Source organism: Peribacillus sp. FSL M8-0224 (genome assembly GCF_038003055.1).
In the GTDB taxonomy this organism is placed as follows: Bacteria; Bacillota; Bacilli; order Bacillales; family DSM-1321; genus Peribacillus; species Peribacillus frigoritolerans.
In genome coordinates this window covers 5,456,731-5,471,998 of the sequence record NZ_JBBOOJ010000001.1, presented here as the reverse complement: position 1 = coordinate 5,471,998, position 15,268 = coordinate 5,456,731, and the positions used below count along the sequence as shown (strand labels likewise).

The following is a 15,268-nucleotide window of genomic DNA, read 5'->3' as shown; positions in this document are numbered from 1 at the left end:
TTTTCTCACCTTCTTTTTATAAATGGCGTAGTTGTTTACGCAAGGCTTCGCGACCGCGATGTATCCTCGTCTTAACCGTACCGACCGGCAAATCGAGTATCTCACTGATTTCCTTTAGAGATAACTCTTCAATATACTTCAATACGATTACCGATCGGTATTTCTCGGGCAATTTCATTATTTCCACTTGAATGGTTTCCTGCAGTTCTAATGATTCAACCTCTTCCTCGGGTTTCGCCATATCCGATGCAATTTGGGAATACATATTCAATCCCTCTGTTCCTGCCACCTCTGCATCCAGATAGTAGTCCGGTTTTTTCTTGCGAAGCCGGTCAATACAAAGATTGGTCGCAATCCGATATAACCATGTAGAAAATTTCATTGTTATATTGAAACTTCGAATGTTCACGTAGGCCCTTACAAAGGCCTCTTGTGCCAAATCTTCTGCTTCTTGCCTGTTTCCGAGCATCCTGAAACATATTTGGAAAACTTTGTCCTTGTAAATTTCGACAATTTCCCCAAAAGCATTATGGTCTCCTTTTAATACTTGATTAATTCTCTCTTTAATGAGTGCATCCATTTTCCGGTATTACCCCCGCTCATGCGGCTATACGATTACTACGAATCGTAAGCTGAAAGGTTTCAAAAATTTAATACATTAATTTTAACAAAGTTTTACATTTTATGTTTAAGAAAAAAAAAACAGGGCTATATAGTAAGAAATTGTAAAATCCAAAGGAGTGATTCTCTATATGAGTACTGAACAAATTTTAGACCATATTGAACAATGCAGACAGAAAATGATGTTTTTGGCTTCCCGTTCTTCGATGGTGGATAATGAAGTTATTGAAGTTAGCAGCAAACTGGATTCTTTAATCATTCAATACATCCATTTAACTAAAAATGAAGATCTCATGGACAGACGTGCTCTTAAGTGAATATGGATAGAAAATTGCAACCATTTATCTATAGATATGTTTCTGTTACATACACCCTGGTAAATAAACCTACGTCTTCTAGCATATAAAAAACAGTAACCCATTACAAGCCGGTTACTGTTTCTTTTAATTATTAGTTATAATAATTTTTCTCCAAATAGCGAACCCATTAAGGCCACGGCAACGATTGCCGTTTTATTTCGCTCATCTAAAATGGGATTCACTTCAACGAATTCAGCGGATGTAATCAAGTTGGATTCCGCAAGCATTTCCATGGCCAAATGACTTTCCCGATAACTTATACCACCAATCACAGGTGTCCCGACTCCGGGTGCATCTGCTGGGTCCACTCCATCCAAATCCAGTGAAAGGTGGACGCCATCCGTTCTTTCCCTTAAATAATCAATGCATTCTTCCATGACCCGTGTCATTCCCAACCGGTCGATCTCATGCATCGTGAATACTTTAATCCCTTTCTCACGGATAAGTTCCTTTTCCCCTTCATCCAATGACCTCGCTCCGATGATTACGATGTTTTCCGGTTTCACTTTTGGAGCAAAACCATGGATATTGATCAGGTCCGGATGTCCAATCCCAATACTGACAGCCAAGGGCATCCCGTGTATATTTCCTGATGGTGAAGTATCTTCCGTATTTAAATCGCCATGTGCATCGTACCAAATCACACCTAGATTCTCATAGTGCTTTGCGACTCCTGCCAGTGTGCCTATCGCTATTGAATGGTCTCCTCCCAATACAAGCGGAAAGGAACCTTCTTCTATTATTTCATCAACTCTTGTAGCTAACTGGGTGTTACCTTTTGCTACAAGCTGTAAGTTTTTTAAATTTGTCCCGGGCTCATCTGCATTTTCAGGACGCCCTACAATTATATCCCCTAAATCCTCTACTTCTATATTCAACTTTTCAAGACGCTCGACAATCTCTGCGCAGCGGATGGCACTAGGTCCCATATCCACCCCTCGCCTTGCTTGACCAAGGTCCATAGGCAATCCGATGACGGAAATTTTCTGAATAGACATACAATTCCCCCTTTCCACCATTTTATATCGTATATGCCAATTGGTTCAACTCGACATTTCCATGTATAATGATGCACGTTTTCCGATAACATATGTTTTTTGTGAAAAAATATCTTTCTGGGGATTAGTTTACCCAACTATGCCTTAAACAAAAAAAAGTCTTAAACCATTTTTGGCTTAAGACGTAAGTTTTGGTGTATGTAGTTGATGGTGGAGCCTAGCGGGATCGAACCGCTGACCTCCTGCGTGCAAGGCAGGCGCTCTCCCAGCTGAGCTAAGGCCCCTAAGGAATTTAAAATATATTAAGCGGAAGACGGGATTCGAACCCGCGACCCCAACCTTGGCAAGGTTGTATTCTACCACTGAACTACTTCCGCAAATGGCTGGGCTAGAAGGGATCGAACCTTCGCATGACGGAATCAAAATCCGTTGCCTTACCGCTTGGCTATAGCCCAATATATGATATGCAATAATTAATGTACAACAAAATAAAAAGGTGGTAATCATATATTTCCCCAATACAGAGAATATATAACTGATCCACAGGATTTTATTAAAATGGTGGAGGGGGGCAGATTCGAACTGCCGAACCCGAAGGAGCGGATTTACAGTCCGCCGCGTTTAGCCACTTCGCTACCCCTCCGCAATATATGGTTGTAAATGGTGCCGGCAAGAGGACTTGAACCCCCAACCTACTGATTACAAGTCAGTTGCTCTACCAGTTGAGCTACACCGGCAAGTAAAGAATAAAATGGTGGAGGATGACGGGATCGAACCGCCGACCCTCTGCTTGTAAGGCAGATGCTCTCCCAGCTGAGCTAATCCTCCGGATTAATGATTTAAAATGGTGACCCGTACGGGATTCGAACCCGTGTTACCGCCGTGAAAGGGCGGTGTCTTAACCGCTTGACCAACGGGCCGAACTGTTTTTTTGTTCATAGATAGATCGGGAAGCTCCCAAGCGGATTCGAACCGCTGACCTCTTCCTTACCATGGAAGTGCTCTACCTACTGAGCTATGGAAGCATATGGCTCCGCAGGTAGGACTCGAACCTACGACCGTTCGGTTAACAGCCGAATGCTCTACCACTGAGCTACTGCGGAATAATATAATGTTTCCTAAAACCCATTAAAGATTTAAATGAACAGCCTGGCAACGTCCTACTCTCACAGGGGGAAACCCCCAACTACCATCGGCGCTGAAGAACTTAACTTCCGTGTTCGGAATGGGAACGGGTGTGACCTCTTCGCCATCATTGCCAGACTATATTCATTTTTGAAGAATTCATTCCTTCAAAACTAGATAATAAGAAGGTATTTCATTTTTTTAAAAGCGTTGGTTAAGTCCTCGATCTATTAGTATCAGTCAGCTCCACATGTCACCATGCTTCCACCTCTGACCTATCAACCTGATCATCTTTCAGGGATCTTACTAGCTTGCGCCATGGGAAATCTCATCTTGAGGGGGGCTTCATGCTTAGATGCTTTCAGCACTTATCCCGTCCGCACGTAGCTACCCAGCTATGCCTTTGGCAAGACAACTGGTACACCAGCGGTGCGTCCATCCCGGTCCTCTCGTACTAAGGACAGCTCCTCTCAAATTTCCTGCGCCCGCGACGGATAGGGACCGAACTGTCTCACGACGTTCTGAACCCAGCTCGCGTACCGCTTTAATGGGCGAACAGCCCAACCCTTGGGACCGACTACAGCCCCAGGATGCGATGAGCCGACATCGAGGTGCCAAACCTCCCCGTCGATGTGGACTCTTGGGGGAGATAAGCCTGTTATCCCCGGGGTAGCTTTTATCCGTTGAGCGATGGCCCTTCCATGCGGAACCACCGGATCACTAAGCCCGACTTTCGTCCCTGCTCGACTTGTAGGTCTCGCAGTCAAGCTCCCTTGTGCCTTTACACTCTACGAATGATTTCCAACCATTCTGAGGGAACCTTTGGGCGCCTCCGTTACTCTTTAGGAGGCGACCGCCCCAGTCAAACTGCCCACCTGACACTGTCTCCCACCCCGATAAGGGGCGCGGGTTAGAATTTCAATACAGCCAGGGTAGTATCCCACCAACGCCTCCACCGAAGCTGGCGCTCCGGCTTCTCAGGCTCCTACCTATCCTGTACAAGCTGTACCAAAATTCAATATCAGGCTGCAGTAAAGCTCCACGGGGTCTTTCCGTCCTGTCGCGGGTAACCTGCATCTTCACAGGTACTATAATTTCACCGAGTCTCTCGTTGAGACAGTGCCCAGATCGTTACACCTTTCGTGCGGGTCGGAACTTACCCGACAAGGAATTTCGCTACCTTAGGACCGTTATAGTTACGGCCGCCGTTTACTGGGGCTTCGGTTCAAAGCTTCGCTTGCGCTAACCTCTCCCCTTAACCTTCCAGCACCGGGCAGGTGTCAGCCCCTATACTTCGCCTTGCGGCTTCGCAGAGACCTGTGTTTTTGCTAAACAGTCGCCTGGGCCTATTCACTGCGGCTTTTCTGGGCTATTCACCCTAAAAAGCACCCCTTCTCCCGAAGTTACGGGGTCATTTTGCCGAGTTCCTTAACGAGAGTTCTCTCGCACACCTTAGGATTCTCTCCTCGCCTACCTGTGTCGGTTTGCGGTACGGGCACCTTACATCTCACTAGAGGCTTTTCTTGGCAGCGTGGAATCAGGAACTTCGGTACTATATTTCCCTCGCCATCACAGCTCCGCCTTAATGGAAACGGGATTTGCCTCGTTTCCGGCCTAACTGCTTGGACGCGCATATCCAACAGCGCGCTTACCCTATCCTTCTGCGTCCCCCCATCGTTCAAACGATGTATAGGTGGTACAGGAATATCAACCTGTTGTCCATCGCCTACGCCTTTCGGCCTCGGCTTAGGTCCCGACTAACCCTGAGCGGACGAGCCTTCCTCAGGAAACCTTAGGCATTCGGTGGAAGGGATTCTCACCCTTCTTTCGCTACTCATACCGGCATTCTCACTTCTAAGCGCTCCACCAGTCCTTCCGGTCTGACTTCAACGCCCTTAGAACGCTCTCCTACCATCGACACCATACGGTGTCAATCCACAGCTTCGGTGATACGTTTAGCCCCGGTACATTTTCGGCGCGGAGTCACTCGACCAGTGAGCTATTACGCACTCTTTAAATGGTGGCTGCTTCTAAGCCAACATCCTGGTTGTCTAAGCAACTCCACATCCTTTTCCACTTAACGTATACTTTGGGACCTTAGCTGGTGGTCTGGGCTGTTTCCCTTTCGACTACGGATCTTATCACTCGCAGTCTGACTCCCAAGAATAAGTATTTGGCATTCGGAGTTTGACTGAATTCGGTAACCCGTTGGGGGCCCCTAGTCCAATCAGTGCTCTACCTCCAATACTCTCATCTTGAGGCTAGCCCTAAAGCTATTTCGGAGAGAACCAGCTATCTCCAGGTTCGATTGGAATTTCTCCGCTACCCACACCTCATCCCCGCACTTTTCAACGTGCGTGGGTTCGGGCCTCCATTCAGTGTTACCTGAACTTCACCCTGGACATGGGTAGATCACCTGGTTTCGGGTCTACGACCTCATACTCATTCGCCCTATTCAGACTCGCTTTCGCTGCGGCTCCGTCTCATCAACTTAACCTCGCATGAAATCGTAACTCGCCGGTTCATTCTACAAAAGGCACGCCATTACCCATTAACGGGCTTTGACTACTTGTAGGCACACGGTTTCAGGATCTATTTCACTCCCCTTCCGGGGTGCTTTTCACCTTTCCCTCACGGTACTGGTTCACTATCGGTCACTAGGGAGTATTTAGCCTTGGGAGATGGTCCTCCCTGCTTCCGACGGGATTTCTCGTGTCCCGCCGTACTCAGGATCCACTCAGGAGGGAACGAAGTTTCAACTACAGGGTTTTTACCTTCTTCGACGGACCTTTCCAGGTCGCTTCATTTACCCCGTTCCTTTGTAACTCCATGTTGAGTGTCCTACAACCCCAAGAGGCAAGCCTCTTGGTTTGGGCTAATTCCGTTTCGCTCGCCGCTACTCAGGAAATCGCGTTTGCTTTCTCTTCCTCCGGGTACTTAGATGTTTCAGTTCCCCGGGTCTGCCTTCAGTACCCTATGTATTCAGGTAAAGATACTGTTCCATTACGAACAGTGGGTTTCCCCATTCGGAAATCTCCGGATCAAAGCTTACTTACAGCTCCCCGAAGCATATCGGTGTTAGTCCCGTCCTTCATCGGCTCCTAGTGCCAAGGCATCCACCGTGCGCCCTTTCTAACTTAACCGTTAAAAAAGATCTTACAGATGCTTTGAAAAAAATTAATTGCCTTCTATCTATTATCTAGTTTTCAAGGAACAAAGCAGAAAGTATCCATCACATCGTGATGACTGTCTTTCCTATTTGAATGAATTACTCATTCAAAACTGAACAAAACAAAAGCGCTCTCGTAATTATCCTTAGAAAGGAGGTGATCCAGCCGCACCTTCCGATACGGCTACCTTGTTACGACTTCACCCCAATCATCTGTCCCACCTTAGGCGGCTGGCTCCATGAAGGTTACCTCACCGACTTCGGGTGTTACAAACTCTCGTGGTGTGACGGGCGGTGTGTACAAGGCCCGGGAACGTATTCACCGCGGCATGCTGATCCGCGATTACTAGCGATTCCGGCTTCATGCAGGCGAGTTGCAGCCTGCAATCCGAACTGAGAATGGCTTTATGGGATTCGCTTACCTTCGCAGGTTTGCAGCCCTTTGTACCATCCATTGTAGCACGTGTGTAGCCCAGGTCATAAGGGGCATGATGATTTGACGTCATCCCCACCTTCCTCCGGTTTGTCACCGGCAGTCACCTTAGAGTGCCCAACTGAATGCTGGCAACTAAGATCAAGGGTTGCGCTCGTTGCGGGACTTAACCCAACATCTCACGACACGAGCTGACGACAACCATGCACCACCTGTCACTCTGTCCCCCGAAGGGGAAAGCCCTATCTCTAGGGTTGTCAGAGGATGTCAAGACCTGGTAAGGTTCTTCGCGTTGCTTCGAATTAAACCACATGCTCCACCGCTTGTGCGGGCCCCCGTCAATTCCTTTGAGTTTCAGCCTTGCGGCCGTACTCCCCAGGCGGAGTGCTTAATGCGTTAGCTGCAGCACTAAAGGGCGGAAACCCTCTAACACTTAGCACTCATCGTTTACGGCGTGGACTACCAGGGTATCTAATCCTGTTTGCTCCCCACGCTTTCGCGCCTCAGTGTCAGTTACAGACCAGAAAGTCGCCTTCGCCACTGGTGTTCCTCCAAATCTCTACGCATTTCACCGCTACACTTGGAATTCCACTTTCCTCTTCTGCACTCAAGTTCCCCAGTTTCCAATGACCCTCCACGGTTGAGCCGTGGGCTTTCACATCAGACTTAAGGAACCACCTGCGCGCGCTTTACGCCCAATAATTCCGGACAACGCTTGCCACCTACGTATTACCGCGGCTGCTGGCACGTAGTTAGCCGTGGCTTTCTGGTTAGGTACCGTCAAGGTACCAGCAGTTACTCTGGTACTTGTTCTTCCCTAACAACAGAACTTTACGACCCGAAGGCCTTCTTCGTTCACGCGGCGTTGCTCCGTCAGACTTTCGTCCATTGCGGAAGATTCCCTACTGCTGCCTCCCGTAGGAGTCTGGGCCGTGTCTCAGTCCCAGTGTGGCCGATCACCCTCTCAGGTCGGCTACGCATCGTCGCCTTGGTGAGCCATTACCTCACCAACTAGCTAATGCGCCGCGGGCCCATCTATAAGTGACAGCGTAAACCGTCTTTCCATCTTCTCTCATGCGAGAGAAGAACGTATCCGGTATTAGCTCCGGTTTCCCGAAGTTATCCCAGTCTTATAGGCAGGTTGCCCACGTGTTACTCACCCGTCCGCCGCTAATCTCAGGGAGCAAGCTCCCGTCGATTCGCTCGACTTGCATGTATTAGGCACGCCGCCAGCGTTCGTCCTGAGCCAGGATCAAACTCTCCGAAGAAATGTTTGACTTGCTCATTTGCTTTTTTGATAGTGTGTGCTCACTTAAAATTTAACGTTGGCGCTTTGTTTTGTTCAGTTTTCAAAGAGCAATTTGTTCGCCATCTCTCTTAGCGACTTTAATATCTTAACATCTTATTACCACTTCGTCAATAACTTTTTTTAAAAAAGTTTTTATCATTCTTTTTCAAATGCTTTGACGTTGCAGCAACTTTTATAATATACCAGCGTATAAATCAATAGTCAATAGGTTTTTTGAATTTAATTCACTTTTAAATTTCATGACTGATTCCACTTGGATAAATTCGATTTCCCCTTCATATACATTAGGATTTCCTCCTCGGTGCTCACCCTTTTAAACAGCCTGAAAAGGATGTTATATTTCTCGTTTATTGCCCTTTTGACTATGTGATCGATTCTGTCATCCTGCAAATCGAATAGTATTTCATCCATCTCTCTTTTTAAAAGGTACTCCAATTCCATTTTTTCTTTGTCATTGATCAATAAACCGAGCATGGTTCACACCTCCATCAGACATCTTTCCCCATTCCCATCAATTTTATGAATTTTCAACCCGTTTTTTTGCATAACAATAATCCTCGCGCATAAATTTGAAGACAAGAGTACTTTGGACAAGGGGATGGATTAATGAAATTTTTCATGGTGCTTCAAGCCAAGAACATCAAGTATTATTCGTTAATTTTGCTTACCGCACTTTTTACCGCTTGGTTTCTTTTTGTACAAAACATTCTTCATGCCCCCGTTTTTTCAACGGAAGATGGGCCGAAAGCGGTTTATAAAGGGGAAAAGAATGTTGCGATCACGTTCAATATTGGCTGGGGTGATGAGAAAGCCGCTCCGATAATAGAGACATTAAAAAGAGAAAAGATTAAATCGGCCACTTTTTTCCTTTCGGGATCTTGGGCAGAACGCCACCCTGACATAGTAGCTGAAATTGTGAAAGAAGGATATGAAATCGGCATGCTTGGTTACGATTATAAGGATTATACCGAAATGGAAGATCAAGAAATCATCCGGGATATTTCTAAAGCCCAGGAAGCATTTAAAAAACTTAATGTAAAGAATATAGAACTTTTACGCGCTCCCACCGGCCACTTTGATAAACGACTCTTGAAGATCAGTGAGAAATTCGGATATACCGTTGTCCATTGGAGCATCGATTCGAAGGATTGGACCAATCCAGGTGTGGATCGGATCATACAGAACATCACCAAGGCCCAAAAAGGTGATATCATTTTATTACATGCTTCAGACTCAGCAAAACAAACGAATAAAGCATTACCGGAGTTATTAAGTGAACTTCGATCAAAAAATTTAAACTTCGTTAACGTTTCAGAGATGATTTCCAATTCCTCGGCAAGCAGTGAGGAAGTCCGCTAACTGAAAAAACTGCGTACTAATGGTCTCCTTGAACCTTTAGTACGCAGTTTTTCTGTTTTCATTTCTTTATGTAAGGTCCGGCCTACATATAGGTTAGCTGCCTTTACCTAATTGACCGGCTTTCATCTTTCCCTTTGCTGGAGTTTGCTTACGCTCTCTTCTATCGGCCAATTCCTTTTGTGAAATTTCAATCAATTTGCCAAGGACCAATAATTGATAAGCATTGCAGACTAGCAATGGAAACAGCATGAAGTAAAGCCAGCCTTCATCATTGGTTTTCAGGACAGGTACCCACTCCAATACCGTGACCACGACCATGAAAAACAAGGCCGGTATGAAAGACTGTTTATTCGTTTGTTTCATTTTGAAATAAGCTGTAATAAGCCCTGCGGCCAATACAACCAAAGCTAACACGATATACGAACTGATTCCCTCGCCTGAACCAAAGCTAAGATATCGCAGGTAAACAAGATCGAATACAACAAAAAGAATGAGTACAAGTTGAACGGCATTCCATAAGGAAGCGCTTTTAAATATCCCCAGACCAAAACGATGTATTGTTAAATAGGCAAAAAAGCCGGCTTGGCTTATGACACTGAAAATTAATCCAACACCGAATAACCAAATAAAAGTTGATAGGATGGCACTGACTTCAAAAGAAGAAAAATAAGGCTTAAACTCACTCCATCGAGCCAAGAACCCTACAACTCCGCCAGTTACGCCACCTATAAGCAATGTTGTTAAAAACAATTTAACTAAATTACGGCTGTTCATTGTTTTCCTCCATACATTTCTATTCATTTCCTTAATTGTACCAACCAAATTTGGAAAAATCCACTTATTCCACCAAGGAATAATATCGCCGATTGGAACCATATTAACAGTAAGAAGGATGAAAGGGGCCCTGCGTATGAGAGTGGGAGTTGCTTTGCTTTTCACGTCATTCTTACTCGTTTGTTCCGGTTGTGCTCAAAATGGGGCAGGCGGAGAAAAAATGGAGTACGAAGAGACAAAGAAAATGGTCGTCGATATCTTGAAGACAGATGATGGAAAAAAGGCCATCCAGGATATCATTACTGATGATAAAACGAAAGCTGAACTCATTATGGATTCGGATGCCATTAAGAAATCCATTGAAGATATGGTCACTTCAGATAAAGGGAAGGAATTTTGGAAAAAGACATTCAATGATCCTGAATTTGCTTCCGCTTATGCTAAAGCATTAGAAGACGAACATAAAAAGGTATTGAAGGACTTAACTGCTGATCCTCAGTATCGTGGAATGCTCATGGAAATAATGAAAGAACCGGATATGGAAAAAGAAATGAATAAATTATTAAAAACCAAGGAAATGCGATCGGTCTATAAAGAGCTGATCATCGAGACCATGGAAAGTCCTCTCGTCCAAGCGAAAATGCAAGAGAAATTGGATAAAGCAGCCACAAAGGCGGCCGAGAAGGAGAAAAAGTAAAAAGAATGAAAAAAGGCTGATTCCCACTCGGAATCAGCCTTCTTTTTATTGCAGTTTTTCAATGACCTTTTTAGCAATATCTTCGTAAATCCTGCCAAGCCTATGGTCCGCTGCGTAAATGGATGGAGCAAAGTCCTCTTCGTTCCAATCTGGCTGTTGCAGGGGAAGTTGACCTAAAACTTCTGTACGAAGCTCTTCTGCAAGCTTCTCTCCGCCGCCTTTTCCGAATACATATTCCTTTTCACCGGTCGTTTTACTTTCGAAAAATGACATATTCTCTATGACACCAATGACTTCGTGTTCTGTCTTGATGGCCATGGCACCAGCTCTTGCAGCAACGAAGGCTGCAGTCGGATGCGGTGTCGTAACAATGATTTCTTTACATGAAGGGAGCATCGTATGCACGTCCAATGCAACATCTCCTGTACCCGGCGGTAAGTCAAGGACCAAATAGTCCAAATCTCCCCATTCCACTTCATTAAAGAAACTGTTAAGCATTTTACCCAGCATCGGCCCTCTCCAGATGATCGGCGCGTTATCCTCTACAAAAAAGCCCATTGAGATAACTTGGACGCCAAACCGTTCTACAGGAATGATTTTTTCCCCGCGAACAACCGGTCGTTTTGTTATCCCCATCATATCAGGTACGCTGAATCCGTAAATATCGGCATCAACCAGTCCGACCTTTTTGCCTAAACGAGCAAGTGAAGTGGCGAAATTCACTGAGATCGTAGATTTTCCCACTCCGCCTTTACCACTGGCGATCGCGATGAATTGTGTCTTGCTGTTAGGTCCAAGCAAACCTTGGTCCGCCTCACCCTGGGGAATGCTCTCACGATGCTTGGCTAATTCCTCTTCTGAAAGTTCCGTGAAACGGATGCCTACCGATTCCGCTCCGTTCGTTTTCAGCAAGTCCACAACTTCGGATTGCATTTGCATTTGCTCGGCAGTCCCCGTTTTCGCAATCGCAAGTTTAACGCTTACATGATTCTTTTCAGGTTTTATTTTGATTTCTATAATTCCATTTGTCTCTTCAAGGTTTTTATGTAGAAAAGGGTCTTTAAGATCCTTTAATAAATTCAGTACTTTCTCTTCTGTTAACAAGTCGAGCACCCCTTTGAATTTTATTTTCCCATTTTTCAGTATAACATATTACCGAAAGAAAACTTATTATCTGCCTTGCATGCGAGACCAGATTATTTCCCCATGATAAAAAGGCCTTGTACCTTACAAGACCCCGACATCACTCGTCATCCGATAGTTTTTCTTCTGTGAAGTACCGTAAAATCCCCATATAAATCGAACTGGCAATCTTTTCCTGGTATTTATCGCTGATAAGGCGTTCCCTTTCCTCAGAATTGGAAAGAAAGCCAATTTCCACAAGCGCTCCTGGTTTCTTAGCATAATTCATCAAATACACATGATTGATCGTTCTTGAATCACGCTTTGTATTTTCCAGGTTTCTGATGATTTCAGTCTGAATGAATTTAGCCACCTGTTCATTTTCCTCAAACCTGCTTGTATAAAAGGTTTGGGCACCTTTCGATGACGCCGATGGAAAAGAGTTCAAATGAATGCTTAAGAATAAGTCCGCTTCCGAATCATTGATCATTTTAACCCGATTCCGTAAGTCCTCCTGTTTTCGCTGGCGGATCCCCTTTGTATTACCCTGTGCCAGATCCTCATCCTTCTCACGGGTCATGATGACAAGTGCACCTTGTTCCTGCAAATAGTCCCTGACCTTTAATGAAACGGAAAGGGCAATTTCCTTTTCCATTATCTCTTGTACATTTGCCCCGCCGTCCATTCCTCCGTGACCTGCATCCAGAATGATGACCTTCCCTGCCAACGGAAGGTTCCAGGAGTCCCAAGAATCATCTTCAACGAATTTAAAAGTCACAATTAAAAAAAGGACAAACAATCCCATAGCGATTCCTGTATATTTCAGCTTTCTGCGCATGACCGTTCCCCTTCCATGATCTCTCTACTAAAAAGTATGGGACAAACCATGGAATTAGAACAAGGAATGGGATTTTGCCTTCTTAATGCAGTTTCATTTTATATCGTTTTTCTCCAGTCTTAAAACCGTCCAGCCACCAATCGCCTACAAATCCTTCACAACAATAAAACAATCCTTCATCGAAAGCGTTATTCGCTGTAACTTCCCGCCAATACAAAATAAAGTTAAAAAGAGTATCGACCAAAAACTTCTCTTCCTTCCAGCACCTGGACCTTACATCATCTTCCGACTCCCCATAATAGCCAAACTTACTATAGTTCGCTCCTAATAAATAAGCCTCGATGGCAACATCGAAGTAGCCTTCCTCCAAAACATCCATCAAATCCTGTCCGAAATAACGCTGAATCCTCCCCTTCATATCCTCGATAGAAAGTTCCCTGAGCAACCTGCGTTCGAACTTCAATTGCCTTTCCCTTTGCATCTCCTGTAAACCTAATATCACAGCCATAATTCACCTCCGGGGCAATTCCCCATTTCCCAAAATTATTTCCCAAGACATAATTTAGTTTTAGCGTTCTATTTTGAACCATTCATTTATTCCATTGGCAAAAATTAATGAGGATAGGTTCGGCAGGTAATTGAAATGCCTATCCTAGGCTATCTTCCATAAGAAGCTTAAAAGGACAGCCCAAACATTTCGGATGATGTTTACTCGCAGAAAAAATTGGTACTATCACCCGTAACCCGTCACTTTAGGATGCTACCTGAGGCAGGCCTTGCGACTTGGGTAGCTCACTGCGCATGCCTTACATTGATCACACCTGATTATTCATGTCGTGTTCTTACTTAAATTCAAGCAAGCTTTGTGATCTATTGATAAAAAGGACATCCGTGGTAAACGGATGTCCTTTTCTAACATAATATTACATTTTATAATAGCAAATTTATTTAAATACATACCTACTTGCAGGATGAACTGCCAGAGGCACAGTACAATATCCAGTCGCCGGTACTACACAAAGTTGGAATGGCTTCCTATATTCGTTTCACTTTAAATCTGTCCAGCCCTTTTCTTTAATCGGCCAGCTAGAGGCACGACGATTATTCCGGCTATTACGACCTGCATTACGTTTCCGGGGATGGAGCCGAATGGCTGGATCCAGTTACCGTAAAGGATAACTTCAGTAAAATAATAGCCCACGATTTTTATGATCAATGCAACGGCAACGGCCAAAGTGTATACAAGTTCTCTTTTGCCCGGTACCTTTTCGGATATAAGGCCGGCTAGAAAGCCCATTGCTCCGACGATGACGAATGTAAACGGTGCCCATGCTGCCCAACCAGAGAATAGATCGAAGAAGGCCATACCGAAGGCGCCTGCTATCGCCCCTGTTTTTTTCCCATATACCAAGGCTGCTATAAAAAGGGGAACGTTGCCCAAATGGACCAGGCCGCCGTTACCCATTATTGGGAGCTTGATGTTGATGAACATGGTCGCTACAAGGGTTAACGCAATGAATAGTGCATTGATGACCAAGGCTTTTGTTTTAGTTGTTTCAATCGGTGAGTATGTTGAATTCATATGAAGTCCTCTTTCTTTTTTTAAGTATTATCATACTCCTAAATAGAAACTTAATAAATATCGATTTTACAAATAATTCTGTATTCCACAAATAAACTCATGTGTAAACAAATGGGACCTATCATCCCCAACATCCGAAGCACCCTCCCTACGGCGTTAAATCGCATTGTGGCTGGGGACTGGGAAGGATTTATATCATGACGCAGAAGGGTTCATGGAGCATGTTGGGGGTCATATTATATCCGGTCATTAAAAGGACTTAATGAAATTCAAATTCATTCTAACGGATTAAGAATCATTGCACTATGTACATTAAATAAATTTGATTGGCAATATAATCCGAACTAAAATGAAGCCCCTTTCTTAACCACCATATTATAATGCCTACCAATGAGGCCGTTTTAATGTCGATGTCAACATATTCAGCAGGTAGATCCTTTTCAGTATTCTTCCTTCTAATTTCTACCAATTGCTTTAACAATGAAAACAACTGGTCCTCAAACTGATTCGTTTTAAATAAAATAAGTAAATAATTCCGATGGATATATAAATAATCAAGCAATTTTGTTAGCTGTTGTTTTTCCGATAAGTCTTTTGCATGTATTAAAGCAAAAATTTTCTCAGATAGCTCATTTAGAATCTCATCGGTGATTTTCGTTAATAAATCTTGAATATCCTGATAATGCAGGTAAAATGTTGTCCGATTCAGCCCTGCTTTGGCTGCGATTTCCCGGACCGTTAAATTCGAAATAATGGGGTCCTCGCATAAGAGAGCAATGACAGCGTCTTTAAACATTTCCCTTGAGCGAATTGTACGAGGATCTTCTTTTTTAGGTATAGACATTTTAATCTCCTTTATAGATTTTCTTTAACTTTCTCAAC

12 protein-coding genes, 9 tRNA genes and 3 rRNA genes are annotated in these 15,268 nt (G+C 44.3%); 3 read left to right on the top strand and 21 right to left on the bottom strand.

All coding sequences use genetic code 11. The features are described 5' to 3' along the window. Positions 1 to 16: 16 nt before the first annotated feature. On the bottom strand, positions 17 to 580 hold the full coding sequence (gene sigW, locus MKX49_RS26780; protein ID WP_048685727.1) for an RNA polymerase sigma factor SigW: 564 nt from the start codon (positions 578 to 580) through the stop codon (positions 17 to 19). A 172-nt stretch (positions 581 to 752) separates the two neighbouring features. Here sigW and MKX49_RS26775 point away from each other — a divergent pair, with 172 nt between their 5' ends. Further along, positions 753 to 938, top strand: a complete 186-nt coding sequence (locus tag MKX49_RS26775; RefSeq protein ID WP_048685725.1) for an aspartyl-phosphate phosphatase Spo0E family protein — start codon at positions 753 to 755, stop codon at positions 936 to 938. Positions 939 to 1,075: 137 nt separating this feature from the next. Here MKX49_RS26775 and rocF read toward each other — a convergent pair whose 3' ends face one another. From rocF to MKX49_RS26705, 14 genes are all read right to left on the bottom strand, one after another. Further along, complete coding sequence (gene rocF, locus MKX49_RS26770; protein WP_057276360.1) at positions 1,076 to 1,978, bottom strand: arginase; 903 nt, start codon at positions 1,976 to 1,978, stop codon at positions 1,076 to 1,078. 208 nt (positions 1,979 to 2,186) lie between these two features. Beyond that, positions 2,187 to 2,262: transfer RNA gene (locus tag MKX49_RS26765), tRNA-Ala, on the bottom strand. 21 nt (positions 2,263 to 2,283) lie between these two features. After that, a tRNA-Gly gene (locus MKX49_RS26760) sits at positions 2,284 to 2,355 on the bottom strand. A 3-nt stretch (positions 2,356 to 2,358) separates the two neighbouring features. Then, a tRNA-Gln gene (locus MKX49_RS26755) sits at positions 2,359 to 2,433 on the bottom strand. Between the two features lie 104 nt (positions 2,434 to 2,537). Then, positions 2,538 to 2,621, bottom strand: a tRNA-Tyr gene (locus MKX49_RS26750). 18 nt (positions 2,622 to 2,639) lie between these two features. Continuing rightward, positions 2,640 to 2,715: transfer RNA gene (locus MKX49_RS26745), tRNA-Thr, on the bottom strand. 15 nt (positions 2,716 to 2,730) lie between these two features. Further along, positions 2,731 to 2,806 (bottom strand) — tRNA-Val (locus MKX49_RS26740). 17 nt (positions 2,807 to 2,823) lie between these two features. Further along, positions 2,824 to 2,898: transfer RNA gene (locus tag MKX49_RS26735), tRNA-Glu, on the bottom strand. 32 nt (positions 2,899 to 2,930) lie between these two features. Beyond that, a tRNA-Thr gene (locus MKX49_RS26730) sits at positions 2,931 to 3,003 on the bottom strand. A 3-nt stretch (positions 3,004 to 3,006) separates the two neighbouring features. Next, positions 3,007 to 3,081, bottom strand: a tRNA-Asn gene (locus tag MKX49_RS26725). A gap of 44 nt (positions 3,082 to 3,125) precedes the next feature. Further along, positions 3,126 to 3,241: ribosomal RNA gene (gene rrf, locus MKX49_RS26720) — 5S ribosomal RNA — on the bottom strand. Between the two features lie 72 nt (positions 3,242 to 3,313). After that, a 23S ribosomal RNA gene (locus MKX49_RS26715) occupies positions 3,314 to 6,246 on the bottom strand. Positions 6,247 to 6,422: 176 nt separating this feature from the next. Continuing rightward, positions 6,423 to 7,973, bottom strand: a 16S ribosomal RNA gene (locus MKX49_RS26710). Together the 16S, 23S and 5S rRNA genes with 9 tRNA genes alongside form the textbook arrangement of a ribosomal RNA operon. 278 nt (positions 7,974 to 8,251) lie before the next feature. Continuing rightward, positions 8,252 to 8,488, bottom strand: coding sequence for a hypothetical protein (locus MKX49_RS26705; protein WP_048677931.1), 237 nt, complete (start codon positions 8,486 to 8,488; stop codon positions 8,252 to 8,254). A 132-nt stretch (positions 8,489 to 8,620) separates the two neighbouring features. On the opposite strand from MKX49_RS26705, the gene pdaB reads away from it, so the two are divergent. Continuing rightward, positions 8,621 to 9,373, top strand: a complete 753-nt coding sequence (pdaB, locus tag MKX49_RS26700) for a polysaccharide deacetylase family sporulation protein PdaB (RefSeq protein WP_034304945.1) — start codon at positions 8,621 to 8,623, stop codon at positions 9,371 to 9,373. A 93-nt stretch (positions 9,374 to 9,466) separates the two neighbouring features. On the opposite strand, the gene MKX49_RS26695 is transcribed toward pdaB, so the two are convergent. Beyond that, a complete protein-coding gene (locus MKX49_RS26695) occupies positions 9,467 to 10,147 on the bottom strand; it encodes a KinB-signaling pathway activation protein (protein ID WP_048677929.1) in 681 nt (226 codons plus the stop codon). 136 nt (positions 10,148 to 10,283) lie between these two features. On the opposite strand from MKX49_RS26695, the gene gerD reads away from it, so the two are divergent. Next, positions 10,284 to 10,844, top strand: a complete 561-nt coding sequence (gerD, locus tag MKX49_RS26690) for a spore germination lipoprotein GerD (RefSeq protein ID WP_034304948.1) — start codon at positions 10,284 to 10,286, stop codon at positions 10,842 to 10,844. A 45-nt stretch (positions 10,845 to 10,889) separates the two neighbouring features. Here the strand turns inward: gerD and MKX49_RS26685 are convergent, their stop codons facing one another. From MKX49_RS26685 to MKX49_RS26665, 5 genes are all read right to left on the bottom strand, one after another. Beyond that, positions 10,890 to 11,948: an Mrp/NBP35 family ATP-binding protein gene (locus MKX49_RS26685; RefSeq protein ID WP_048677927.1), complete on the bottom strand. Its 1,059-nt coding sequence runs from the start codon at positions 11,946 to 11,948 to the stop codon at positions 10,890 to 10,892. A 139-nt stretch (positions 11,949 to 12,087) separates the two neighbouring features. Beyond that, positions 12,088 to 12,804: an N-acetylmuramoyl-L-alanine amidase CwlD gene (gene cwlD, locus MKX49_RS26680; protein ID WP_340878288.1), complete on the bottom strand. Its 717-nt coding sequence runs from the start codon at positions 12,802 to 12,804 to the stop codon at positions 12,088 to 12,090. Positions 12,805 to 12,886: 82 nt separating this feature from the next. Further along, positions 12,887 to 13,312, bottom strand: coding sequence for a DUF2521 family protein (locus MKX49_RS26675; protein ID WP_034304952.1), 426 nt, complete (start codon positions 13,310 to 13,312; stop codon positions 12,887 to 12,889). A 543-nt stretch (positions 13,313 to 13,855) separates the two neighbouring features. Further along, the gene (locus tag MKX49_RS26670) at positions 13,856 to 14,386 is read right to left on the bottom strand and encodes an ECF transporter S component (protein WP_057276483.1); all 531 of its coding nucleotides are present in this window, start codon (positions 14,384 to 14,386) and stop codon (positions 13,856 to 13,858) included. Between the two features lie 295 nt (positions 14,387 to 14,681). Then, positions 14,682 to 15,230 carry a TetR/AcrR family transcriptional regulator gene (locus tag MKX49_RS26665; RefSeq protein WP_340878287.1) on the bottom strand — a complete coding sequence of 183 codons (549 nt, stop codon included), beginning with the start codon at positions 15,228 to 15,230 and terminating at the stop codon, positions 14,682 to 14,684. Positions 15,231 to 15,268: the final 38 nt, after the last annotated feature.